We start from the raw sequence: 23,035 nt of genomic DNA on the forward strand, positions 1-23,035 counted from the left end.
GGGCAGCATGAAGTTGGGAAGTATGCCGTCTGGATCGAAAAGTTCCTGCATCTGCTCTAACAGCGTCGTGTTACCGCTGTCCATTCCCCAGCAGATGTTCCGTGCGTACCGGATGATGTCGCCTTCCGAAAGCGCTCCGTCCAACCGAACATTGGAGAGCCGCCATTCAACCTCGCCAGCAGCATCACGCTCGTCAGCCGTGTAGACGCCATCTATCACCGGGTCCTGGGCGATGCGTCCTGGACCGGGGTCATACTCCGTCCATGAATTGGCAGATTCTGACGTGGTCGTTGTCGAAGCCGCGCCTGTACGGGTGACCTCTTCTGCTTCAGTATCCCCTCCGCATGCGGCGAGGGTGAGCATGGCGAGTGTGGTGGCCACAGCGGTGGCTAGTTTCCTCAACGTCATTAGTACATCATATGTCAAACCATGTCTGCGCACAGAATTTACTCAGGTTAAGGTCGGCGATCCTCGCGGAAAACACAGCGAGCGACACTCCCCCTATCCCCGCCGCGCGGTGGATGCGGATGACGACGAAGCCGTGAAAACCCAAAAGGCTGATACGACTGCATGGCCCAGCAACTCAACCAGTACCACCAGGCTGACGCTGCCTGAACCGCGACCAACGGCGACAGCGCTCAGGTGGCCGATCTGGTCGACGCGAAGATCATCCTCCAGCCCGCACGACTTGCAACGTCGGCCCCGGCCCCTAGAGAGTGCACGCGAGGGCCAGCCTTCCACGCTAGAGACGCGGGATCGATTCCAGTCATTCCCTCCACGGAGAAACCCCCTCCGACCAGAGTCGGAAGGGGGTTTTCGGCGTCCTACAGGCCCTTGAAGCCGGACGGGCGCGGCACGTTGCGCAGGTTCGACTTCGCCATGGTGAACATCTTGCCCACGCCGCCCTCGAGCACGGTGCGGGTGGCCGCGCGGGCGAAACCGGCGACCTGCTCCAGCGAGATCTCCGGCGGGATGGACAGTGCGTTCGGGTCGGTGACCACGTCGACGACCACCGGACCGTCGTAGGCGAGCGCCTCGGCGAGCACCGGGCGGACGTCCTTCGGATCCTCGATGCGGAAGGACTTGATGCCGCATGCTTCGGCAATGTCGGCGTAATTGACCTTCTCGTGGTCGGTGCCGAAGTCGGGCATGCCGGCCACAAGCATCTCCAGCTTCACCATGCCCAGGGTGGAGTTGTTGTACACGATCGCCTTGAGCGGCACCTGGTGCAGCTTCAGGGTGAGCAGCTCACCCATGAGCATGCCCAGGCCACCGTCGCCGCACATCGCCACGACCTGACGCTTGCCCTCCACGGCCTCGGCCGCACCGATGGCCTGCGGCAGAGCATTGGCCATCGTCCCGTGCCGGAAGGACGCCAGCAGCTTGCGGTTGGCGGTCGGCGTCACGTAGCGGGCGTGCCACACATTGCACATGCCGGTGTCGGCGGTGAAGACCGCATCGTCGTCGGCGAGCTCGTCGAGCACGTAGGAGACGTACTCCGGGTGCAGCGGGACGTGCTTCTCGATGTTCTTCGTGTAGGCGTCGATGACGTGGCGCAGGTTCTTCTCCTGCGCGGCGAGCATCGAGGACAGGAAGGACGAGTCGTCCTTCTCGTCGAGCAACGGCAGCAGGTCCTCGATCGTCGCGGCGACGTCACCGGTGACCGGGTACTTCACCGTGGTGCGGCGTCCGATGTTGCGGCCCTTGATGTCCACCTGCGCGGTGTCGGTGTCGCGCGGGAGGAACTCGGTGTACGGGAAGTCCGTGCCCAGCAGGATCAGCAGGTCGGCCTCGTCGAAGGCCTCCGAGCAGGCACCGTAGCCCAGCAGGCCGGACATGCCCACGTCGTAGGGATTGTCGTAGTGCAGGTACTCCTTGCCACCGTAGGCGTGGCCGACCGGGGCCTTGATCTTCTCCGCCAGGGCGAAGACCTCCTCGCGGGCGTCCTTGCAGCCCGCGCCGCCGAAGATCGTGATCTTCTTGGCCTTGTTGATCGCCGCGGCGAGCGCGACCAGTTCGCTCTTGGCCGGGTGCACGGCAGGACGCTCCGCGGCGATGGCCGACTCCAGCTGCGGGGAGTCCACCGCCTCGTCACTGGCGATGTCGCCCGGCAGGACGAGGACGGACACACCGTTGCCTGCCATCGTCGACTGAATCGCGTGGTGCAGGATCGTGGCTCCCTGGGTCGCGGAGTTCACCATCTCGCAGTAGCCGGAGCACTCGGCGAAGAGCGCCTCCGGGTGGGTCTCCTGGAAGTAGTGCGACCCGATGAACTGCGAAGGGATGTGGCTGGCGATGGCCAGCACCTTCGCGCCGTTGCGGTGCGAGTCGTAGAGCCCCTGCACCAGGTGGGTGTTTCCGGGACCGCAGGAGCCGGCGCAGACCGCGAGGTTGCCGGTGACCTCGGACTCCGCACCCGCGGCAAAGGCGGCTGCCTCCTCGTTACGCACGTGGAACCACTCGATGCTGCTGCGCTTGACCGCGTCCACCACCGGGTTGAGACTGTCTCCGACGAGACCGAAGATTCTACGAACGCCCTGAGCCTCCAGGGCTGCGACGAGCTGTTCCGCGTAATTGCGAGCCATGTGGGCCACTCCTGTACATGAGAATTGTCGTTGACTACCTCTCCGACACTATACCGGTGCGCGCAACCCTGCACGGAGAGGTTCATCACCCCGCCCAGCCCGGACGATCATGTGTGGATAACTAAAGTTCCGCCTTGCGGTTACCCCCGTCATGCGCCGCCCCCGGGGCAAGAATGACCTCAACAGCACCTTTGTCCGGCATGGGTGGTCGGATATGGCGTTGAGGCCACCCAATTGTCAAAGGAAAAGTACCGTAAGCGTCCATGAAGCCCACCATCATCGACGCGGACAGCGGTCGCGAGCTGTGGACGGCCTCAGAGTGCGCCGACCACGCCGGGACGTCCCGCGGCACCTTCACCAGCTACGCAGGTCGCGGCCGGGCCCCCGAACCGGCCGCCAAACACCACGGCCTGACCCTCTGGGACTCCCAGGAGGTCAAGGACTGGAACGCCGGACGCCAACGCCGGGCCCAGGAGGGTCAGGCACAGGAGAGTCAGGACCCGGAGGGCCCGACGTCATCCTGACTACTTGGCGTCCGGGATCCCCGGGGTCTGGCCGGTCTGCTCGTAGGTGTCGAGGATCTCGATGCGCCGCTGGTGGCGATCCACGCCCGACCAGGACTCGGAGATGAAGGCGTCGACGATGTCGAGGACCTCCTCCTCGGAGTGCATCCGCCCGCCGATGCCGATCAGCTGGGCGTTGTTGTGCTCGCGGGCCAGCTTGGCGGTCTCCACCGACCAGGCCAGGGCACAGCGGGCGCCGACGACCTTGTTGGCGGCGATCTGCTCACCGTTGCCCGAGCCGCCGAGCACGATGCCCAGGGAGCCCTTGTCGTCGACGGTCTTGCGCGCGGCTTCGATGCAGAACGCGGGGTAGTCATCCTCAGGGTCGAAGGTGTGGGCGCCACAGTCGATGACGGTGTGCCCCTCCTCCTTGAGGTGGTCCGCAATGACGTTCTTCATCTCGAATCCGGCATGGTCAGCACCGAGGTAAATACGCATGGCCCTGAGTTTATCCGACGGCGGCCCCCGACAGTGGACAACACCGGTAGTTGCACCCCGGATAACACCGGCACCCCTCAACCCGGGGTGCGCCGAAGGGACAGAAATCGAGCGTGGGATGGCTGAATCCGATGATTCAGCCATCCCACGCTCGATGTTCGCCCCTCCCCTACGGCCCTACGGCGAGGAGTGGGGGAACGTCACTCAGCCAACGACTTCCTCGCCCAGGGAGCCGATCAGTTGGGGCAAGGTTCCCGGCAGCTCGTCCTCGATACCGAGCGAACCGACGATGGAGCCGACGAGGCTGCCGCCGATCTCGCCGGCGGTCTCGTCACCGGCAAGCGAGCCGTCCGTACTCAGCACGGAGTTGTCCCCGCCGAGGATGCCGGTGATGAGCTGGATGAACTCCCAGATGGACCCGATAATCTCAGGCATGGCCTAGCCCTCTGCGCCGTCGCCCAGGGAACCGGAGATGGCGTCACCCTCGGCCAGCGAGCCGGTGATGTCGGACAGCGAACCGGTCAGGTCCCACTCGCTGCTGGTGTCGAAGACGCCCTCGAGGGAGCCCTCGGTGCTCAGCACGGTGAGATCGCCCCGGATCAGGCCGAGGGTGATCTGCAGGACCTCGCTGATGATGTCGGTGAAGTCTGAAAGTGAACCCATGGTGTTCTTACCCCTTGTGTGTGGTGGTGCGGAAAGGAAGAGGAGAGCTACTCGGCACCGGACGACACCGCGCCGCGCCGTGAACTGCCGATACGGCAGATACTATCCACAAGGAACGCTAACCACTACACGTTTCCCGGACCGCCCCACCCCCGGGGGTACCTGAGAGCAGGCCCCCTGGCGACTTACTCCGCGCTGGGGTCCTCGGTGCGGGACTTCTTCAGCTCGAAGAAGTGCTCGTAACTACCCAGGGTCACCGCAGCGTCGAAGATCTTCCCCGCCTCCTCCGAGCGAGGCACCCGGGTGAGCACCGGGCCGAAGAACGCCCGTCCGTCCAGCTCGACGACGGGCGTGCCCACGTCGTCGCCGACCTTGGCGATCGCCGTCGACTGGTAGCTGCGCAACGTCGGCTCCCAGGCCTCCGGCGAGTCACCGCGCGAATGCGCGGCGTCGACGTAGTCGGCCGACAGGCCGACCTCCTCCAGGACCTCGGCGATGAGGTCGTCGTAGGCACCGTCGCCGGTGCGTCCTCCCTGTCCCTGGTCGTGGATGCGGGTGCCCAGGGCGGTGTAGAGCGCGTCGACCTTCTCCGGCTCACGGGTGTAGACGGCCGCCGCGACGAGCGCGGGGCCCCACGCCGCGGTCATGCGCTCGGCGTACTCGTCGGGGATGTCCTTGCCCTCGTTCAGCACGGCCAGGCTCATCGGGGCGAAGGTCACGTCGATGTCGCGCACGGCCTCGACCTCCTTGATCCACCTGCTGGTCACCCAGGCGAAGGGACAGGTCGCGTCGAAGTACAGGGTGACCGGTGTGGTGCTGGTGCTCATGTGTGCAACTCCTTGTCTGGCGTGTGCCTGGCATGCATGTCGTTGATCGCCCCACTGAGAATACGCGCCCCCGAACCGACCCATGTCCGGACAGGACGGTCCACGCCGACTATGGTGGTCCCCTATGAGTTCAACCAACCTGACCCGATCCGAGGCTGCCGAGCGGTCGGACCTGATCACGGACGTCCACTACGCCATCGACCTCGACCTCACCGAGGGCGGGGACATGGACCACAAGACGTTCTCGTCGGTGACCACCGTGACCTTCACCGCCACCACGGCAGGGTCCACCTTCATCGACCTGCGCGCCGACGAGGTGACCACCGTCGACCTGGACGGTGCGGACATCCTGCCCCTGGCCCTGCCCGGGGACGGGGAGGGTCGCTACGACGAGGCCCGTGGCCTCCAGCTCACCGACCTGACCGCGGGGCGTCACGAACTGACCATCGTCGCGGAGTCGCTGTACTCCACCACCGGTGAGGGGCTGCACCGTTTCCTCGACCCGGCGGACGGCGAGGTGTACATGTACACCCAGTTCGAGGCGGCGGACGCCAAGCGCGTCTTCGCCTGCTTCGACCAGCCGGACATCAAGGCCACCTACGAGGTCACCGTCCACACGCCGACCACGTGGACCGTGGTCACCAACAACTCCGTGGAGACCACCACCACCGGCGGCGAGAAGACCGGGGAGACCTCCCACCGTGCGGTGGTGGACTACCCGCTGTCGACGTACCTCATCGCCTTCTGCGTGGGCCCCTGGTACCACGTCACCGACTCGTGGACGGGGTCGCTGACCCCCACCGCCGAGGTCGCCGGCGTCACCGACACCCGCCTGGTGCCCGAGGGCGAGATCACCGTGCCGCTGGGCCTGTTCGTGCGCCAGTCGCTGGCCGAGTACCTCGACGCCGACGTCCTGTTCGACGTCACCAAGTCCGGCTTCGACTACTACGCGGCGAACTTCGGGGTGGCCTACCCGTTCCACAAGTACGACCAGATCTTCTGCCCCGAGTACAACATGGGCGCGATGGAGAACGCCGGCTGCGTGACCATCCGCGACGAGTACGTCTTCCGCTCGGCGGCGAGCCACTACGAGTACGAGCGTCGGGCGGACACGATCCTGCACGAGCTCGCCCACATGTGGTTCGGCGACCTGGTGACGATGCGCTGGTGGGACGACCTGTGGCTCAACGAGTCCTTCGCCACCTGGTCCTCGGCGATGGCGCAGACCCACGCCACGTCCTACGACACCGCCTGGGTGACCTTCGCGAACAAGGAGAAGTCCTGGGCGTACGCGCAGGACCAGCTGCCCTCGACCCACCCGGTGTTCTCCGGGGCCAACGACCTGGTCGAGGTCGACGCCAACTTCGACGGCATCACCTACGCCAAGGGCGCCTCGCTGCTCAAGCAGCTCGCCGCCTACGTGGGCCTGGAGCCGTTCTTCGCCGGCATCCGCGCGCACTTCGTCAACCACGCCTTCGGCAACGCCACCTTCGACGACCTGCTCGGTGCACTGGAGAAGGCCTCCGGGCGCGACCTGTCCGACTGGGCCGACCAGTGGCTCAAGACCACCGGCATCAACACCCTCGGCACGGAGACGGAGGTTACCGACGGCACCTACTCCTCCTTCGCCGTGACCCAGTCCGGCGCCGCCCCGGGCGACGGCGAGACCCGCACCCACCGCCTCGCGGTGGGCCTCTACGACCTGCAGGACGAAGGGGACGCAGCGTCGGTCGTCCTGCGCCGCCGCGTGGAGACCGACGTCGCCGGGGCGTCCACCGACGTCCCCGAGCTCGTCGGCGAGAAGAAGGCCGACCTGGTGCTCGTCAACGACGACGACCTCGCCTACGGCTTCCTCGCCCTCGACGAGGACTCCCTGGCCACCGCCGTGGAGCACATCGCCGGCATCGCCGACCCGATGGCCCGCTCGCTGATCTGGTCGGCGGCGTGGCAGATGACCCGCAACGCCCAGATGCGCGCCCGTGACTTCGTCGCCCTCGTCGTGCGCGGCGCCTGGGCGGAGACGCAGCTCGGCGTGCTCGAGCAGATCCTCGCGCAGGCCATCGGCGCCGTCGAGAACTACGCGGCACCGTCGTGGCGTCCGGAAGGACGCGCCCAGCTGCTCGCCGGGCTGCGTGCCGGTGCCGAACGCACCGAGGGCCAGGCACGCCTGGCGTTCGTGCGCGCCTACGCCAACGCCGCGCAGGACGCCGAGTCGACCGTCTGGATCTCCGGGCTGCTCGGCATCGGCGACGTGTCCGCCGGCGACCTGCTGCCCGGCTTCACCGTGGACCAGGACCTGCGCTGGCGCCTGATCACCGCCCTCGTCGGCGCCGTCGACGTGCTGCCCGACGAGGACGCCGCCGAACTCGTCGAGGACGAGGAGCAGGCCGACCTGTCGTCGTCCGGACGCATGAACGCCATGAAGGCTCGCATCGCCCGCCCCGACATCGAGGTCAAGCGCAACGCCTGGAACGCCATCACCCTCAACGGGCGTGAGCTCGGCAACCTGGAGCTGCGCTTCATGATGGGCGGGCTGACCCACGTCGGCCAGGGCGAGCTGCTCTCCCCCTTCGGCCCGGAGTACGTGCAGCGTGCCGTGGAGATGTGGGAGAACCTGTCGTCCGAGATGGCGCTGCGCACCCTCGACGGGCTGTTCCCCTCCTGGGCCGGCTACGAGGACGTCGCCGACGACCTGCGCTCCACCGCCGCCGACGAGTCCACCCCGGCCGGCCTGCGCCGCGTCCTGTCCGAGGGCCTGTCGCGCGCCGACCGCGCCGCCACGGCCCGGGCCTTCGACGCCCGCTGATGACTCAACCCAGCAGCTTCTACGAGGCCGTCGGCGGCGAGGAGATCTTCCGCCGGATCGTGCACGAGTTCTACCGGCAGATCCCCGACGACGACATCCTCGGTCCCATGTACCCCGCCGACGACCTGGCCGGCGCCGAGGACCGCCTGCGGTGGTTCCTCGTGCAGTACTGGGGCGGGCCGCAGACGTTCACCGAGCACCGCGGCCACCCGCGCCTGCGCATGCGCCACATGCACTTCCCCATCGACGCCGCCGCCCGCGAGCGCTGGCTGGTGCTCATGGGCAACGCCCTGGACACCGTCAGCGACGAGGACCTTCCCGAGGCCCCGCGCGCGGCGATGTGGGAGCACATGGTCCGCGTGGCCGACATGCTCGTCAACAAGCTGTAGTAGACGAGCTGCAGGACGCCGCTAGCGCGGCGACGGGATGCGCGCCAGCCCGCCCGGGCGCGGCACGTAGGCGGTGCCGAACAACGCGTCGATACGGATCCACGAGCCTGTCGCGCTCACCCGGATCAGGTCGTGGGCGCGCAGGTCCTCGCGGCGCGGCTCCACCACCAGGCCCAGGGCCCCCAACGCCGCGACGACGCGTCCGGCGATCTCCACCGCCCCGGCATCGTCTGCATCACCGGTCAGACGCAGCAGCGGCTGGTCCAGCAGCGACGGCGGCAACCCCGCCGGCCCGGAGTGCTCGTCCGCCTCGCGCTGCATGCCCTCGAACAGGGAGCGCACGTCGGCGGCCGGGACCGTGTCGATCAACCGGAACCCCGTCGCCGGCGGCGCAGTCCCCGTCCACAGCAACGACACCACCCCGCCGAGACTCACCGTCCCACGCGTGGGGCTCTCCACCACCCCGGCGAGCAGCCGCGGCACGGGCTCAGCCAGCACCACCGCGTCCGGCACCGAGGGCACCGCGTGGATCCGCTCGGCGACGATGCACCCCAGCGGCGTGGAGAAGATCACGTCCGACATCTCGTCGCCGACCTGCACCACCCGCGCCATCGCGCCGGTGTCCATGCGCAGCACGCGGGACGCCACGGCCGCCGTGCGGCGCAGCGCGGCGGCCTGCACGTCCGCCGGGCGGGTGAGGGTCAGGGTGAGCTGGGCGTCCTGCGAGGAGCCGGGGAAGTTGAGCACCATGACTGCCAGGGTATCGGTCCGCCCGCCGGCTAGCGCTGGCGCCCGCCGACCACGGTGCCGCCGTCGCGCGTGCCGTCGACCGCGGCCTCCTCCTCGTTCAGCGGGATGAGGAAGGTGTCGATGACCTTCAGGTCGTGTTCCGTCCACTCCCTGGTCTTGCCGGACATCGGGTCCACGCCCACGTTCACCGTGTCCACCACCGCCACCAGACGGTGCTGGCCGTTGCGGATGTACTGGCGCATCTTGAACGACTTCACGCCCACCTGGAAGATGAACGACTCCACCACCACCGCGACCTCGCTGGACGACACGGACTTCTGGTAGTCCACCGACGCCCACCGGACCACGAACGCCGGGATCGACATGTCGATCTCCGTGAGGACGTCGCGCACGAAGTCGATCCGCGCGTCCTGCGAGAACTCCAGGTACGCCGCATTGTTGACGTGCTGGAACTGGTCGAAGTCAGACCAGCGGAGGTTCACCCGTGTGCTGTGGTAGCGGGCACCGGTGGCCTCGTGGTCAACGAAAGGCATCGAAGTCTTCTCCTTACGAGGGCGGGGCCCCAGCATGTGACGCTGAGGCCCCGCCTGAACGGTCCGCCCGAGAAGCGGGAACCGCAGTTGTCCTGTTTTGTCTCGTAGAGGATTCTATCGGGAAAGCCGGCGATGTGTTACCCGGGTGGGTCGGGCGGCGTCCGCACCGAGTCGCTCGACCTTGTTCTTCTCGTAGTCCTCGAAGTTGCCCTCGAACCAGAACCACTGGCCCTCGGCGAAGTTGCCCTCCCACGCGAGGATGTGGGTGCAGGTACGGTCCAGGAACCAACGGTCGTGGGAGATGACCACCGCACAGCCCGGGAACTTCTGCAGGGCGTTCTCCAGCGAGCTCAGGGTCTCGACGTCCAGGTCGTTCGTCGGCTCATCCAGCAGGATCAGGTTGCCGCCGATCTTCAGCGTGAGCGCCAGGTTCAGGCGGTTGCGCTCACCACCGGAGAGCACCTTCGCCGGCTTCTGCTGGTCGCCGCCCTTGAATCCGAAGGCAGACAGGTAGGCACGCGAGGGCATCTCGTTCTGGCCGACGATGATGTAGTCCAGGCCCTCCGAGACGATCTGCCAGACGGTCTTCTCCGGGTCGATGTTCTCCCGGTTCTGGTCGACGTAGCTCAGCTCCACGGTCTTGCCGACCTGCACCTCGCCGGCGTCCGGCTGCTCCAGACCCACGATGGTCTTGAACAGCGTGGACTTACCGACACCGTTCGGGCCGATCACTCCGACGATGCCGTTACGCGGCAGGGTGAAGGACAGGTCCTTGATCAGCGTGCGACCGTCGAAGCCCTTGGTCAGGTTCTTCACGTCCACGACCTGGTTGCCCAGGCGCGGCGGAGTCGGGATCTGGATCTCCTCGAAGTCGAGCTTCTTGTACTGCTCGGCCTCCGCCGCCATCTCCTCGTAGCGCTGCAGACGGGCCTTGTTCTTGGCCTGGCGTGCCTTCGCCCCGGAGCGGACCCACGCCAGCTCCTCCTTGAGGCGCTTCTGCAGCTTCTGGTCCTTCTTGCCCGCGACCTCGAGACGCTCGGCCTTGGTCTCCAGGTAGGTGGAGTAGTTGCCCTCGTAGGGGAAGAGCTTTCCGCGGTCGACCTCGCAGATCCACTGCGCGACATGGTCCAGGAAGTAGCGGTCGTGGGTGACGGCCAGGACCGCGCCCTTGTAGTTGGCCAGGTGGTTCTCCAGCCACAGCACGCTCTCGGCGTCCAGGTGGTTGGTCGGCTCATCCAGCAGCAGCAAGTCCGGCTCGCTGAGCAGCAGCTTCGCCATGGCCACGCGACGACGCTCACCACCGGAGAGGTGGGTCACCATCTCCTCGGGCGCCGGGCAGCGCAGGGCGTCCATCGCCTGCTCGATCTTGGAGTCGAGCTCCCAGGCGTCGGCGGCGTCGATCTTCTCCTGGAGTTCGGTCATCTCCTCCATGAGCTCGTCGGTGTAGTTCGTGGCCATCTCCTCGGCGATGGCCTCGTAACGGGTCTTGACCTCGAAGATCTCGCCGAGACCCTCCTCCACGTTGCCGCGGACGGTCTTCTCCTCGTTCAGCGGCGGCTCCTGCAGCAGGATGCCGACGGTGGCACCCGGGTCGATGAACGCCTCACCGTTGGACGGCTGGTCGATGCCGGCCATGATCTTGAGCAGCGAGGACTTGCCGGCGCCGTTGGGTCCGACGACACCGATCTTCGCCCCCGGGTAGAAGCTCATGGTGACGTTGTCGAGGACGACCTTCTCGCCGTGAGCCTTGCGTACGTTCTTCATCGTGTAGATGAACTCGGCCAATGTGTTCCCTCCGGTTTACCTGGCTGCGTGCGCCTGTGCGTCGAAGCCCTTGCATATACGTTGGACGAGCCTACCCCACCACGCCACGCTTCCCCGAAGATGCGCGTACCCCCTCCCCTGCCTCGGCGGGACCCGGTGTTCTGACGAAGACGGGTACCAAGTTGGACCTGGGAGCGTTGAGTTGGTCAACTCAACGCTCCCAGGTCCAACTTGGTACCCCTTGCCTCAAACTAACCCGCCGCGTACCCGCGGGTGGACCCTACCGCCGGGTGCCACCGCATGACGGCGTCCTCGTCACTCCCGGGAATCGCCGGGGACTGCCTGTTGATTCGTGGAAGCACAGCACGCCGGATGTCTCGGGCGACGCGCTCGGCCGCCCGTCTTATGCAGGCGTCGGTGTAGTGCTGCAGCACCCAGCCGTGGTGGGTGATCTCGTTGTCCTTCCACCGCTCCTTGACGAAGCTCCCCAGCGTGACACCTTCCCCCTCCGCCGCGTGATACCTGAAACTGTCGATCTCGACGGCCACCTGCGCCTCCGGGATTACGAGGTCATAGCAGTAGTTCCCGACCATCCGGTTGACCAATACGGTGACGGGGAGGTCCGCCAACGCCTCACTCACGATCTCGAAGGCCCGGCGCTCCAGTTTGCTCATTACACCGATCGGCGTCCCCTCGAGCAACACGACCGCCTGCTTCCTGCCCTTGACCAGCGACGCAAGGTCCAGTTCCAGGAGGTTATCCGCACCGATGCCGTGGTAGGCGTTCGCGATGAAGCCGCGGAGTTCGCCGTCGGGAAGCTCAGCGTCGAGCGCGGCTTGCAGGGGACTGACCAGTGCGATTCCACCTGCCGTCCGGATCCGCTCCGGTACGCCACGGCGAAGTGAGTAGAGCTCTGAGCGACGCGCCTGACCCGTGCACCGTGCTTCCACGGGCCACCGGAAGGGCCGGTCGAGGTAGAGGCTCATCGCCGTACTCCCCGTGTACACCAGCCCCCGGAGTTCATGGAGCGCGACGAGAACCGTCCTGTCGTCCGGCTCCTCGTCGCAGTAGATCCCCTGGGCGAGGCGGAAGATTTCCCCGTCCCGGACCGCCGCCCGAATCTTCTTCGGTGTCTTGGTCCGACGCAGTTCGCTCGTCGTCATGAACCTGATGATTGCCACCTCCTCGACCTTCAGGCCACGCGTCCCCGGACGGTCAGAAGGAGGGCTCCGCGTCGCCGGCGGCGGCGACGAAGTCGTCGACCGGTGCCGAGTCGCCGTCGGTGCCTGCATCCCCGTCAGTACCGGACTCGCCGGACGCGCCGGAGGCACCGACGGCCGCGTAGCCGCCGAGGCTCTCCGACGGTGACTTCGATGCCGCCGCGTCCGCCGGTGCGTCCTGCGTCTGTGGTTCCTTGACGCGGTCAAGCCGCGACCAGGTCGACGGCGAGTGGCTCAGGTCCAGGCCGATGTTGGAGGCGGAGACCCGCCAGAGGGTATGGAGGATCTCCTTGCCCTCGTTGTTCGTGCGGGCGTTCTCCGGGGCGTAGGTGTAGGACGTCATCCGGCCGGTGATGACCAGCGGCGCGCCCTTCACCACGCTCTGCAGCACGTTCTGGCCGAGGCGTCCCCAGCACTGCACGTCGATGAACAGGGTGCCGGAGTCCTTCCATTCCCCGTTGTCGTTCCAGCTCGGCGTGGACGCCATGCGGAAGGTGACGAGCCTGTTGACGTTGTTGTGCCGCTGCGGGTGCGTCGCGGCGAAGCCTGTCATGGTCACGGACATCTGCTGTAGCGCCATCTCCGGCACGCTCCTCCCCCGGTCTCCCCCGGGTTGTGCGGCGGCCCCCGGCCGCCTCCCGGTGGTCGGTGGAGCCGTCCCCCACCTCGTTTCCCCGGTGGGACCATCATCCACAGCGTCCCCACGCCGGGTCAACGACCCTCTCACCGCCTGTGGACAACCCCGCCGGTTCCGGACGGAAGTTGTCCACAGCCTCCCTGCGAATTCCGTGACCTGCTAGGACTCGCCGGGGCCGCGGTGCCGCTGTTCGCGCTTGGCCTTCTCGGAGTGCACGTAGCCCTGCACCTCCTCGCTGCGGTACTCGGTGCGGTAGTAGGCGTCCGCGGCGTCGTCGCGTCCTTCCGTGAGGCCGGCGAGCATGGAGTTGTAGGCGTCCAGGTCGGCGTCGTTGTCGCGCTCGGCCTTGCGGTCGTAGCGGGCGGCCTCCTTGCGGTCCTGGCGCAGCCACTGCACCGCGTGCGCCGTGCTGACCAGTAGCAGGGGAAGCTCGCTGAGCCCCCAGGCGATCGCGCCGCCGGTGTGCTGCTGCTCCATGAGGTCCACGTCGAAGGGCAGTTGCAGCGACAGGTAGTAGGTCTCCGCCAGTGGCTGCGCCATCTGCATCATCGCGATGCCGAACCAGGCGTGGAAGGCCATGGACGCGAGCGTCATCAGCAGTTTCATGAACGGGCTGAGCTGGCGCGGCGCGGCGTCCACGCCGATGACCACCCAGTAGAAGAGGTATCCGGAGATCAGGAAGTGGGTCATCATGAACAGGTGCCCGGCGTGCTCGGAGGCCAGGTCGCTGAACAGGTCCGACAGGTACAGCGCGTAGAAACCGACCACGAACTGGAAGGACGCCACGATCGGGTTCGTCAGGAACCGTGAGACGGGGTTGTTGATGAAGACCACGAGCCACTCGCGGGGACCCTGCAGACCGTTGCGTCCGGCGGGGCGCAGCGCGCGCAGCAGCAGCGTCATCGGACCGCCGAGCACCCAGAACACCGGGATCAGCATGGTCAGCGCCATGTGCTGGAGCATGTGCGGGGCGAACATCGCCATGGAGTACATGCCGAGTCCGGAGCAGGTGACGAAGATCAGCACGAGGTTACCCAGCGTCCACCACACCAGCCGGCTGGTCTTCCACTCCACGCCGCGGCGTCGCAGCGTGATCCACGCCCACATGTACACCGCCTGCAGCAGCAGGGCGACGGTGCCGAAGACCAGGTCGAAGCGCCAGTTGGTGAGCACCGCCGCCAGGCTGAAGGGTTCGGAGACGTCGAAGCCCATGATCAGCTCGGCCGGGGTGATGTCGGCGACGGCCTCGACGGGTGGCGGAATGCGGGTCAGCGACAACGCGACGCCGACCGTGGCAGCCATGACGAAGATCTCAACCAGCGCCAGACGGACGAAGGGACGCCGCCACCAGGCGGTGGCCTTCACACCGGACGCCTCGGCCGCCTCGAGCTGCGGCACCGTCCAGCGCCGGTGGGCGAAGCCGAGGAAGGCCAGGATGAGCGTGAGCACGGCCTTCGCCACGATCACACGGCCGTAGTCGGTGGTGAACCACTCGGAGAACGACAGGCGGATACCCGCGTTGATCAGGCCGGACGCCGCGATGCCGATGATCGCGCACAATGCCACGAAGCTGTAGCGCCGGGTGATCTCGGCGAGGAAGGGGCCACGTCGCGCGGCGTGCGCGACCAGGGCCATCAGCCCGCCGATCCAGATGGCCGACAGGATGATGTGCCACAGCAGCGAGTTCACGCCGTAGTCGTGGTTGCCGCCGGCGGCGGAGTGCCCCTCGAGGGCGATCGGGATCAACGACGCCACCGAGAGGACGAAGAACACCGGTTGCCAGATCCACCGCCTGGTCAACAGGGACAGCACGGCGACCGCGCCGGCGATGCCGGCGATCCAGAGCATCGCCTTGGCGGTGGAGACCTGCGCGATCGCGACACCCCACATGTCGGGACGCAGCGTGTCCTTCAGCGGCTGGCCGGAGAGGTCGGACAGGTACAGCGGGACCAGCAGCAGGGCGCACAACGCCCAGCCGGCCATCGCCCAGGTGCCCGTGCGGGACGCCCGGTAGCCGTCGAGGCCGAGGTAGCCGTCCTTCCCCGGTTGCGCGCCGAAGGCGCTCATGAGGAATGAGCCGACGCCGAGGCACGCCAGGACGGTGCCCGTCCCCCGCACCAACGGCACGCCCCAGGATGTGACGGGACCGGGGTCGCTGATGCCGAGCGCCGCGAGCGACTGGCCGAGGAAGGCGTCGCTGATGACGGCGGCGACGAGCCCGGCCATGACGGCGGCGATGACGTAGATGGCGACTGGCGAGCCGATCCGTCCGGCAGGACGGGAGGGGCGGGACGGACGTTGCGGATCCCCTGTCGGGGATCCGCTGACTGATTCGGTGGCGGTGGCCGCGTCGGACATGCCCTGAACGTTACTAGCCGTGACCCCTGTACCCCGATTCCGTGTCCGTGGCCTGGCGTGCACTACGATGACTAGCGCAAGCCTCCGTAGCTCAGTGGATGAGAGCAACCGGTTTCTACCCGGTCGGTCGCGGGTTCGAATCCTGCCGGGGGCACTACACAGGTCGCCTACCTGCACGGACGTGCGGGAGGCGGCTTTCGTATTGCTACCCGAGCACCGGAGCGCGGTGTGGGTTGCAACGCAGGACGCCCGGACGGTGATGCTCGCCGCACACTGTCGGTCCACCCCGGAGCTTCTTCCCGTTCGAGGCGAGACGACCCCGGCCACCACCGCAACGGGTCGGCGAGGATCCTGGGTATCTTTCCCCGCCGAACCTGAGTTTTAGTGCGGTAACGTTTATGATCGCCCACAAGACGTTTCCCCCACGAAAGACTCACCTTGTTCACCACGATGACCCGCACCACCACCGCCGTGGTCGCAGCGCTCGCACTGACCACCCTCGCCGCCTGCGGGGACGATGCCGGCAGCACCTCGGACGCCACGTCGCCGACCGACACCACGACCGATGCCGACGACCCAAACGCCGAGCTCCGTGACCTCTACAACGAGGCCCTGGACGGCCTCAACCTCGACAACGACCGTTTCACCGACGAGGACAACGCCGCTCCGCTCTACGACTCGACCGGCGAGTTCGAGTACTCACTCGTCGACATCGACGGCGATGACACCCCAGAGATGCTGGTCGCGGCGATCGGAGATCCCTTCAAGATCTCCAAGGTCTTCGCCGTAGCAGATGGGTCACTGATCGAGACAGACCAACTTTTCGCCGACGGTGCCGCAACCGGCGGCGGTAGCCGGGCGGGATTCCACACCAGTGCCGAGCACAACGGAGTGTTCAAGACACTCGGCCGCAGCGGCAACGGCCAGTACGTCACGTCGCGCTGGTCGCTGGAGGGTGACCAGATGGTCGAGGGGCAGACATGGGAGTACAGGATCGACCAGATCCCCTCCGACCTCGATGCCGAGCAGGCCGAGATCCAGTGGACGTCCACCGACGACAGGTCGGCGCTGGACCACATCGGTGAAGCTGACGACGCAGACGGCGCAGACGACCAGGGCGACGGTCCGAATCCGGACCTCCCCGGCGCCACGAGCGACAGCGGCGACAGCAGCGGGTCCGCAACATCCGGCGGAAACCTGCCCCAGACGGACACCGCCTCCCCCGATCAGACAGGCACCGAATGCGGCACGGTCGACGGTGTGACGGTGACCGCCGGCAGTGCGACGAGCTGCGGTTTCGCGATGAACGTCGCACAGCAGGCCCTGCACCCAGGCAGTTGGGAGCCGGGCGTCGCCCCCGACGCCACAGTGACGCCACCGTGGGGACAAACGACGGTCACCGCGAGCAGTCCTGCAACCGGGCAGACGTACACGCTGAGCTGCAACTCCGGAACCGACCCCTTCTACGCCAATTGCAGTGGCGGAAACAACGCCAGAATCCAGTTCAACAAGACCGCCCAAGGCGGCCTGATGTACCTGCTCGGTTAAATAGCCGGACGCTCCGTTCGATGCGCAGGGCAGCGCCGCCGGCATGCACCACGTTCATGTCCGTCCCCTCCCCTATGATTGTTTTACCGGAGCAACCAGATGAGAGGACCGCCATGCGCACCACCACCATGATGAACCCCACCGCACTGCCAGGAAGGCCATGGCGATGTTCCTGACCTGCATGATCCTCTCGGCAGCCATCTCCGCTCTCGTCACCTGGCTGACGATGTGGCTCGTCCTCTCGATGGAGGAGAAGTCGAACGGAACGATCGAGGGGTTCGGGAGAAAACGCCGGACCGTCCAGCAGGCGGCAGCGAAGCAACTCGACGAGTGCCGCCACGTCTGGGGACAGTGGGAGACCATCCAGGAGGAGGCGACAGCTCCATTCACGGTCATCCAGCGGCGCGAATGCGAACTGTGCAGGAAACGGGCGCTGGACAGGGTGACTCTGACCGCGTGACGCGGCGTCGCCATCCCCGCTGCCGAGGCTCTACTGCAGGGACGAGGTCGGCGTGGAGCCTTCCGCACCCCTGCCCGGGTTGGCCTCCAGGTAGTCGGCCTTGGCCTTCTCGGTCTGCCCGCGGGCGTCGTCCTCGTTGAAGCCGAGCCCCTTGGCGATGACGGGCCAGGACTCGAACATGTCGTCCTGCCAGTAGGCCCACTGGTGCGTGCCCGTGGGGTGCAGGTTGTAGACGAGGTTGTTGGAGTCCTCGGTGATGCCGGCCTGGTCGGTCGTCGACTTCAGCAGCTGGGTGCACACGTTGCTGCCCGCCTCGATGGCAAAACCTTCGGTCATCGGCACGATCATGCCGATCCCGTTGCCGTTGAGGACGTCGCCGGACGTCACGTCGTGCTCACCGAGCAGTCCCGTGCCCGAGGAGACGTAGATGTTGTGCTGGTCGGACAGCTTGTCGGCATTGACCAGGGCGTCGTTCTCGCGGGCGACGGAGCCGTTGGGGTCACCCCACATCTGCTCGAACGAGGCGTTCCCACGGTCCAGGATCAGCTGGGTGGCCGCGGAGAACCGTCCGGACGTCGCCGCACAGCCGGAGTATGCGCCGACAGCGTCGTAGAAGCCGGGGTACTTCTGCGCGTAGACCAGCGAGGTGGACCCGGTCATGGACATGCCGATGATTGCCCGCTTGCCGTTGGCCTTCAGGTGCGACTCGATCGGCCCGGGGAGCTCCTGGGTCAGAAACGTCTCCCACATCTGCGTGCCGCCGTTGCCGTTGCCGTCGGTGTCCAGCGTGTCGTTCGGCTGCTGCCAGTCGGTGTAGTACGACATGCGCCCGGCCATCGGGATCACCACGTTCACGTCGCTGGTGCGCTTGCCGTAGAAGTCCACGGCGGTGGTCTGCTTCAGCCAGTTCGCCCCGCCCTCGCCACCGTCGGCACCGTTGAGCAGGTAGATCGTGGGCGCATTCTCGCTCTTCGCCCTGATGGTGACCACCGGGATCTCACGGCCGTCCATCGCCTCGGAGGTGACCTTGAGCTCCTCCAGGCGCTCGAACCTCGCCCCACCGTCGGCGTCGTAGACGTAGTCGCGCCAGCCTGCCTTCGACTCCCCGACGTAGCCGTCGCCCTCTGCTTCCGAGCGCGAATCAAAACGGGTGACGATGTCCGCGGTGCCACTGAACGCCGAGGTCGGGACGGCGGACGTCTGGCCCGAAGCGACGGACGACTCGTCGGCGACCGCGGGGGACGCGCCGAGGACGGACAGGGGCAGGACGGCGGCCACTGCTGCGGCAGCCACGCGCGTTCGCGGATTGCGGGGCATAGAGATCCTCAGGAAAAGTCAGGGTTGATTCCATGAGGATACTAACAGGTCTTATTCCACCGAAAGGTATCGGCGCCGCAGCCACTGCGGCCGGCTGAAGAGCCAGGCGAACCCGCTCGCGGTGAGCACCTTGTGCAGGCCCAGGCTCAGCACCACCGCGATCACACCGAGGATCAGCGGCTGCAACGGAAGCCCCGGGTCCGCCGGAAGCAGCAGGTTGAATACGAAGATGACCGTGGCGAGCACCATGATGTGCATCAGGAACACCGGCAGCGTCCGCGAACCGACCTTGCTGAACGGCACCATGATCCGCCACGACTCCATGTAGGAGAACGCACTGATCACCGCGATGATCCCCACCGAGGCCAGGAAGACCTTCAACGGACCGTTGAGCCCGATGAGGAAGTGGTCGTTGGTGGCGTCGACCCACAGGGCCACCACGGTGTAGAGGGCCGTGGAGCCCCCGATGATCCACAACGAGCGCATCCGGGCCATGCGGTGGATCCACGGCGCCGCGTACATTCCCAGGAGGTAGAAGACGTAGGTGTGGAGGATGTCGTTCCACGGCCAGCCGAATCCCGCCATGGGGCTGAGCATGCTCACCGCACCGGCCACCACGATCTGAACCACCGGCGGAACCCGGCGTGTGAGCTTCGACAGCACCGCGAACAGCGCCAGCGCGTACAGGAACCACAGGTAGGACGGTGGCCCCAGCACGGAGCGTCCGATGTTCTCCAGCATCGGCAGCCAGTTCTGCGGGTCCGCTCCCCGCGGCGCGGGGATGTCCCCGCTGTGGCCGACGTTGGTGTCGGGGATCAGCGACAGCCAGATTTCACGGATCGGCACCCAGAGGACGAAGAGCCAGACCATGATCCACACCCGACGGTCCGCGAACTTCCGCCAGCTCTCCGACAACGCCTTCGCCGCGAACAGTCCGGACAACAGGAAGAACAACGGCATGCGCACGGGGCCGATCAACATGTTGATGTGTTCCCAGGCGCCGGTGGCGTAGCCGTTGTTGTTGAGCGTGATGATCGCGTGGCCGCTCACGACCAGCAGGATGCACAGCCCCTTGGCTGCGTCCACCCACCCGACCCTGCCGATCCGTCCGGCACCACCCACCCGGCCGGTTGTCCCGTCCTCCCCGGTCGGGCCGGCGTCGACGTCTGGCGAGCGCGTGGCCCCCGAGGTCGGGGAAACTGCTTCGGGGGGCATTACGATCCGCTCACTCTCTGCATAGCCTGGCACTCACTGCCTGACGCTACTATGCAGCTCCCCCCACAGGGAAACGCCCCGGGTGGGGCGCTCCGGTCAGCCGAGGGGTCAGCCGAAGGTCAGCCCGAAGACCGGGACGGCCAGGGCGAACACGGTGATCGTGATGAGGAAGACCGCGACGATGTTCAACCAGATACCGCCCTTGAGCATGTCCCCGGCCTTCACGTAGCCGGCCCCGTAGGCGATCGCGTTCGGCGGCGTGGCCACCGGCAGCATGAAGGCACAGGTCGCGGCGAGCGCCGTCGGGATGACGAGGACCAGCACGTTGATCATGCCGTCGCCGGTCAGCCCGATGCCGACCGCGACGCCACCCATGATCGGGATGAACGTGGCGGCGGTGGCAGTGTTCGAGGTGAACTCGGTCAGCGCCAGGACCACGGCGGTGATAGCGACGACCAGGAGCACGATCGGCAGGGCCTCCAGCCCCTTGACCATCTCACCGATCCACAGCGACAGGCCGGAGGCGGTCACCATCGAAGACAGGGACAGTCCGCCACCGAAGAGGATCAGGACATCCCACGGCAGGGCCTTGGCGTGCTCCCAGTCGATGACGCGGGTGCCACGGTTGTTGACCGGGACGATGAACATCAGCACGGCGGCGGCCATGGCGATCGCGGCGTCGGCGATGGTGATCGACCACCACTCCACGTACTCGGCGAGCAGCGGGATGCTGATCCACGCCACGGCGGTGCACAGGAAGATGATGCCGGCGATGACCTCGGGCCGGGAGATCCTGCCCATGTCGTCGATCTCCTTGCGGATCAGCTCCTTGCCGCCGGGGATCTCCTTCATCTCGGGCTTGAAGACCGTGACGAGGACAAACCACGCCAGGAACGTGAAGACGAGCGCCAGCGGGAAACCGACCATCATCCACCGGGCGAAGCCGATCTCGATACCGTGCGTGGAGGACATGTAGGACGCCATGAAGACGTTCGGCGGGGTGCCGATGATCGTACCCAGCGAACCGATGGAGGCCGCGTAGGCGATGGCCAGCATCAGGGCCGTGGCGAACTTCTTCTGGTTCTCCCAGCCACCGACACGGTCGGCGGTGAGTGACAGGACCGAGATACCGATCGGCAGCATGACCACGGCAGTCGCCGTGTTCGACACCCACATGGACATGAACCCGGTAGCCAGCATGAAGCCGAGCACGAGTTGCTTGGGCTTCGTACCCACCGCGTAGACGACCAGCAGCGCCATCCGACGGTGCAGACCCCAGCGCTGGATACCCAGGGCAAGGATGAAACCACCCATGAAGAGGAAGATCGTCGGGTCCGCGTACGGGGCGGACACGTCGCCCATGGGGGCGACCTGCAGGATCGGGAAGACGACCAGCGGCACCATCGCGGTCGCGGCCAGGGGCAGGGCCCCGGTCATCCACCAGGCGCCCATGAGCACCATCACCGCGGCGGTGACGGCCATGGTGCTGAGCTCGAACGGTCCGTTCTCGTCGTCCGGGTACGCGTCGTTGACGAGGTCGGCACCGTTCGAGGGGAAGAGGAGGTAGATGAGGACGGCCAGGACGATGCCGACGCCCAGCCCGATGAACCGCTTGCGGTTCGACTTCCGTTCGGTGTCGGCGGCCTCAGCACTCTCGGGACCTTCGGCAGGCTGGGTGGGCTCTGCGGACTGGGTGGACTCGGTAGCGACCGGGCCCGACGGCTTCTCAGGCTCAGACGGTTTAGCGTCCTCGCCGGCTTTGGCAGACATGGTGTGTCCTCTCTCGGGGCAGTGAACGTCAGCTCCAGGGTAAACCTGGTAGTATCCCGGGGCTAATGATACGCGGGGCGGGGCTGAATGCGGGGGTGACGATGTTGTAAAAAGTCACCCCCGCCCGCGCGCTTGACCCGCCTACCGTAGTCAACTGAGTCGGGGAACACACAGTCGCCACCCCCGTTTCCCACACCGCAGGCCGGCCAGCCTCCCGCGACCACGCCCACCAGCACACGGGACGTCCCGCCGCGGGTCCTCAACTCCCGGGAGGCCACCGTGCTCCCATGTAACGTGGACGGGTATCACACCCGCGCCGCGCCAGCCCGTTCAGGAGTCCAATCACCGTGTTCCGTCGTCCCCGTCACCACGCACTGCCCGCACCCGGCCCCGACAGGGTCGCCGTCGTCACCGGCGCCTCGTCCGGAATAGGGCAGGCCATCGCCTCTGAGCTGGGACGTCGCGGCCACAACCTCCTGCTCGTCGCCCGCACCAGCGGGCCGATGGAGCGGATCCGCGACGACCTCGCCACCTCCCGTCCGGACGTCACCGTCGAGATCCGCCCCTGCGATCTCGCCGACGCCGACGCCCGCGGCGTCCTGATCGAGGAGCTCACGGGACGCGACGTCAGCATCATCGTCAACTCCGCCGGTGTGGCCACCTTCGGCCAGTTCCGCACGCTCGATCCGTCCTACGAGAAGGTGCAGTTCGAGCTCAACGCCACCGCGGTGTTCGACCTCACCGCCGCCGTCATCCCGGGCATGGTGGCCAGCGGGGACGCCGGCATCATCAACGTCGGGTCCGTCGCGGGCAACGCCGCGATCCCCAACAACGCCACCTACGTGGGCACCAAGGCCATGGTCAACACCTTCACCGAGGCGCTGCACTACGAACTGAGGAAGACCGGCGTGCGCTGCACCCTGCTCGCACCGGGGCCGGTGCGCGAGGAGGTCAAGGAGGACGCCGAGCGTACGATCGTCGACCGGGCGACCCCCGACTTCGTGTGGACGACCTACCCGGACTGCGCGACCGAGACGCTGGACGCCCTGGCCGCCAACAAGCTGCGCGTGGTGCCCGGCGGGCTGTCGAAGGTCGCGAACGTGATCTCCACCTACGTGCCCCGTCGCCTCACCGCACCGCTGTTCGGAGCGGCGTACTCACGCATGGCGCAGGACTAGAAGAACTCGAGGCC

Annotated in this window: 21 protein-coding genes and 1 tRNA gene; 7 read left to right on the forward strand and 15 right to left on the reverse strand. The window is 66.8% G+C overall.

From position 1 onward, the window contains the following. Together ACT3TD_RS02780 and ACT3TD_RS02785 are read right to left on the reverse strand one after the other, a co-directional pair. A partial coding sequence (locus ACT3TD_RS02780; protein ID WP_444614807.1) for a hypothetical protein occupies positions 1 to 381 on the reverse strand: 381 nt, incomplete at its 3' end. Between the two features lie 443 nt (positions 382 to 824). Then, on the reverse strand, positions 825 to 2,585 hold the full coding sequence (locus ACT3TD_RS02785) for a pyruvate dehydrogenase (RefSeq protein ID WP_301444171.1): 1,761 nt from the start codon (positions 2,583 to 2,585) through the stop codon (positions 825 to 827). A gap of 263 nt (positions 2,586 to 2,848) precedes the next feature. Between ACT3TD_RS02785 and ACT3TD_RS02790 the strand changes: the two genes are divergently transcribed. Next, positions 2,849 to 3,109: a hypothetical protein gene (locus tag ACT3TD_RS02790; protein WP_301444172.1), complete on the forward strand. Its 261-nt coding sequence runs from the start codon at positions 2,849 to 2,851 to the stop codon at positions 3,107 to 3,109. On the opposite strand, the gene ACT3TD_RS02795 is transcribed toward ACT3TD_RS02790, so the two are convergent. The 4 genes from ACT3TD_RS02795 to ACT3TD_RS02810 form a co-directional block, all read right to left on the reverse strand. Then, positions 3,110 to 3,586 (reverse strand): ribose-5-phosphate isomerase, encoded by a 477-nt coding sequence (locus tag ACT3TD_RS02795; protein ID WP_441582289.1) that lies wholly within the window; start codon positions 3,584 to 3,586, stop codon positions 3,110 to 3,112. It lies immediately after the preceding gene. A 204-nt stretch (positions 3,587 to 3,790) separates the two neighbouring features. Then, a complete protein-coding gene (locus ACT3TD_RS02800; protein WP_301442328.1) occupies positions 3,791 to 4,021 on the reverse strand; it encodes a hypothetical protein in 231 nt (76 codons plus the stop codon). Between the two features lie 3 nt (positions 4,022 to 4,024). After that, complete coding sequence (locus tag ACT3TD_RS02805; RefSeq protein WP_301442327.1) at positions 4,025 to 4,249, reverse strand: hypothetical protein; 225 nt, start codon at positions 4,247 to 4,249, stop codon at positions 4,025 to 4,027. Between the two features lie 185 nt (positions 4,250 to 4,434). Further along, positions 4,435 to 5,076 (reverse strand): mycothiol-dependent nitroreductase Rv2466c family protein, encoded by a 642-nt coding sequence (locus ACT3TD_RS02810; protein ID WP_301442326.1) that lies wholly within the window; start codon positions 5,074 to 5,076, stop codon positions 4,435 to 4,437. Between the two features lie 124 nt (positions 5,077 to 5,200). On the opposite strand from ACT3TD_RS02810, the gene pepN reads away from it, so the two are divergent. Beyond that, positions 5,201 to 7,882: an aminopeptidase N gene (pepN, locus tag ACT3TD_RS02815; RefSeq protein WP_441579068.1), complete on the forward strand. Its 2,682-nt coding sequence runs from the start codon at positions 5,201 to 5,203 to the stop codon at positions 7,880 to 7,882. Continuing rightward, positions 7,882 to 8,271, forward strand: a complete 390-nt coding sequence (locus ACT3TD_RS02820) for a globin (protein WP_301442324.1) — start codon at positions 7,882 to 7,884, stop codon at positions 8,269 to 8,271. The genes pepN and ACT3TD_RS02820 overlap by 1 nt, the downstream gene beginning before the upstream one ends. 21 nt (positions 8,272 to 8,292) lie before the next feature. Here the strand turns inward: ACT3TD_RS02820 and ACT3TD_RS02825 are convergent, their stop codons facing one another. The 6 genes from ACT3TD_RS02825 to ACT3TD_RS02850 form a co-directional block, all read right to left on the reverse strand. Continuing rightward, positions 8,293 to 9,021, reverse strand: a complete 729-nt coding sequence (locus ACT3TD_RS02825; RefSeq protein WP_301442323.1) for a hypothetical protein — start codon at positions 9,019 to 9,021, stop codon at positions 8,293 to 8,295. Positions 9,022 to 9,050: 29 nt separating this feature from the next. Continuing rightward, positions 9,051 to 9,554, reverse strand: coding sequence for an acyl-CoA thioesterase (locus ACT3TD_RS02830; RefSeq protein ID WP_301442322.1), 504 nt, complete (start codon positions 9,552 to 9,554; stop codon positions 9,051 to 9,053). Between the two features lie 114 nt (positions 9,555 to 9,668). Beyond that, on the reverse strand, positions 9,669 to 11,339 hold the full coding sequence (gene ettA, locus ACT3TD_RS02835; RefSeq protein ID WP_301442321.1) for an energy-dependent translational throttle protein EttA: 1,671 nt from the start codon (positions 11,337 to 11,339) through the stop codon (positions 9,669 to 9,671). 230 nt (positions 11,340 to 11,569) lie between these two features. Next, positions 11,570 to 12,499, reverse strand: a complete 930-nt coding sequence (locus ACT3TD_RS02840) for a hypothetical protein (RefSeq protein WP_441579070.1) — start codon at positions 12,497 to 12,499, stop codon at positions 11,570 to 11,572. A 34-nt stretch (positions 12,500 to 12,533) separates the two neighbouring features. Then, entirely contained in the window at positions 12,534 to 13,118 is a 585-nt protein-coding gene (locus ACT3TD_RS02845; RefSeq protein WP_301442319.1) for a single-stranded DNA-binding protein, read from the reverse strand. A 216-nt stretch (positions 13,119 to 13,334) separates the two neighbouring features. After that, positions 13,335 to 15,533, reverse strand: coding sequence for a cytochrome c oxidase assembly protein (locus ACT3TD_RS02850; protein WP_301442318.1), 2,199 nt, complete (start codon positions 15,531 to 15,533; stop codon positions 13,335 to 13,337). An 80-nt stretch (positions 15,534 to 15,613) separates the two neighbouring features. Between ACT3TD_RS02850 and ACT3TD_RS02855 the strand changes: the two genes are divergently transcribed. From ACT3TD_RS02855 to ACT3TD_RS02865, 3 genes are all read left to right on the forward strand, one after another. Continuing rightward, a tRNA-Arg gene (locus ACT3TD_RS02855) sits at positions 15,614 to 15,687 on the forward strand. A gap of 296 nt (positions 15,688 to 15,983) precedes the next feature. Then, a complete protein-coding gene (locus ACT3TD_RS02860; protein WP_301442317.1) occupies positions 15,984 to 17,081 on the forward strand; it encodes a hypothetical protein in 1,098 nt (365 codons plus the stop codon). Positions 17,082 to 17,241: 160 nt separating this feature from the next. Then, entirely contained in the window at positions 17,242 to 17,541 is a 300-nt protein-coding gene (locus ACT3TD_RS02865) for a hypothetical protein (RefSeq protein ID WP_301442316.1), read from the forward strand. A gap of 30 nt (positions 17,542 to 17,571) precedes the next feature. Here ACT3TD_RS02865 and ACT3TD_RS02870 read toward each other — a convergent pair whose 3' ends face one another. The 3 genes from ACT3TD_RS02870 to ACT3TD_RS02880 all read right to left on the reverse strand — a co-directional run bounded on the left by ACT3TD_RS02870 (position 17,572) and on the right by ACT3TD_RS02880 (position 21,843). Further along, positions 17,572 to 18,834, reverse strand: a complete 1,263-nt coding sequence (locus ACT3TD_RS02870) for an alpha/beta hydrolase (protein WP_441579071.1) — start codon at positions 18,832 to 18,834, stop codon at positions 17,572 to 17,574. Positions 18,835 to 18,909: 75 nt separating this feature from the next. Beyond that, the gene (locus ACT3TD_RS02875) at positions 18,910 to 20,073 is read right to left on the reverse strand and encodes an acyltransferase family protein (protein ID WP_441579072.1); all 1,164 of its coding nucleotides are present in this window, start codon (positions 20,071 to 20,073) and stop codon (positions 18,910 to 18,912) included. 108 nt (positions 20,074 to 20,181) lie between these two features. Further along, positions 20,182 to 21,843, reverse strand: coding sequence for an SLC13 family permease (locus tag ACT3TD_RS02880; protein ID WP_301442313.1), 1,662 nt, complete (start codon positions 21,841 to 21,843; stop codon positions 20,182 to 20,184). Between the two features lie 347 nt (positions 21,844 to 22,190). On the opposite strand from ACT3TD_RS02880, the gene cmrA reads away from it, so the two are divergent. Next, entirely contained in the window at positions 22,191 to 23,021 is an 831-nt protein-coding gene (gene cmrA / locus ACT3TD_RS02885; protein ID WP_301444133.1) for a mycolate reductase, read from the forward strand. Positions 23,022 to 23,035 lie beyond the last annotated feature (14 nt).

The sequence above is a fragment of the Corynebacterium sp. AOP36-E1-14 genome, assembly GCF_052377495.1.
Lineage (GTDB): Bacteria > Actinomycetota > Actinomycetes > Mycobacteriales > Mycobacteriaceae > Corynebacterium.

What these genes read in the sequence shown, in the direction of transcription:
- ACT3TD_RS02785 (WP_301444171.1), bottom strand. Translation starts at nt 2,585, where the DNA reads ATGGCTCGCAATTACGCGGAACAGCTCGTCGCAGCCCTGGAGGCTCAG.
- ACT3TD_RS02790 (WP_301444172.1), top strand. Translation starts at nt 2,849, where the DNA reads ATGAAGCCCACCATCATCGACGCGGACAGCGGTCGCGAGCTGTGGACG.
- ACT3TD_RS02795 (WP_441582289.1), bottom strand. Translation starts at nt 3,586, where the DNA reads ATGCGTATTTACCTCGGTGCTGACCATGCCGGATTCGAGATGAAGAAC.
- ACT3TD_RS02800 (WP_301442328.1), bottom strand. Translation starts at nt 4,021, where the DNA reads ATGCCTGAGATTATCGGGTCCATCTGGGAGTTCATCCAGCTCATCACC.
- ACT3TD_RS02805 (WP_301442327.1), bottom strand. Translation starts at nt 4,249, where the DNA reads ATGGGTTCACTTTCAGACTTCACCGACATCATCAGCGAGGTCCTGCAG.
- ACT3TD_RS02810 (WP_301442326.1), bottom strand. Translation starts at nt 5,076, where the DNA reads ATGAGCACCAGCACCACACCGGTCACCCTGTACTTCGACGCGACCTGT.
- pepN (WP_441579068.1), top strand. Translation starts at nt 5,201, where the DNA reads ATGAGTTCAACCAACCTGACCCGATCCGAGGCTGCCGAGCGGTCGGAC.
- ACT3TD_RS02820 (WP_301442324.1), top strand. Translation starts at nt 7,882, where the DNA reads ATGACTCAACCCAGCAGCTTCTACGAGGCCGTCGGCGGCGAGGAGATC.
- ACT3TD_RS02825 (WP_301442323.1), bottom strand. Translation starts at nt 9,021, where the DNA reads ATGGTGCTCAACTTCCCCGGCTCCTCGCAGGACGCCCAGCTCACCCTG.
- ACT3TD_RS02830 (WP_301442322.1), bottom strand. Translation starts at nt 9,554, where the DNA reads ATGCCTTTCGTTGACCACGAGGCCACCGGTGCCCGCTACCACAGCACA.
- ACT3TD_RS02845 (WP_301442319.1), bottom strand. Translation starts at nt 13,118, where the DNA reads ATGGCGCTACAGCAGATGTCCGTGACCATGACAGGCTTCGCCGCGACG.
- ACT3TD_RS02850 (WP_301442318.1), bottom strand. Translation starts at nt 15,533, where the DNA reads ATGTCCGACGCGGCCACCGCCACCGAATCAGTCAGCGGATCCCCGACA.
- ACT3TD_RS02860 (WP_301442317.1), top strand. Translation starts at nt 15,984, where the DNA reads ATGACCCGCACCACCACCGCCGTGGTCGCAGCGCTCGCACTGACCACC.
- ACT3TD_RS02865 (WP_301442316.1), top strand. Translation starts at nt 17,242, where the DNA reads ATGGCGATGTTCCTGACCTGCATGATCCTCTCGGCAGCCATCTCCGCT.
- ACT3TD_RS02875 (WP_441579072.1), bottom strand. Translation starts at nt 20,073, where the DNA reads ATGCCCCCCGAAGCAGTTTCCCCGACCTCGGGGGCCACGCGCTCGCCA.
- ACT3TD_RS02880 (WP_301442313.1), bottom strand. Translation starts at nt 21,843, where the DNA reads ATGTCTGCCAAAGCCGGCGAGGACGCTAAACCGTCTGAGCCTGAGAAG.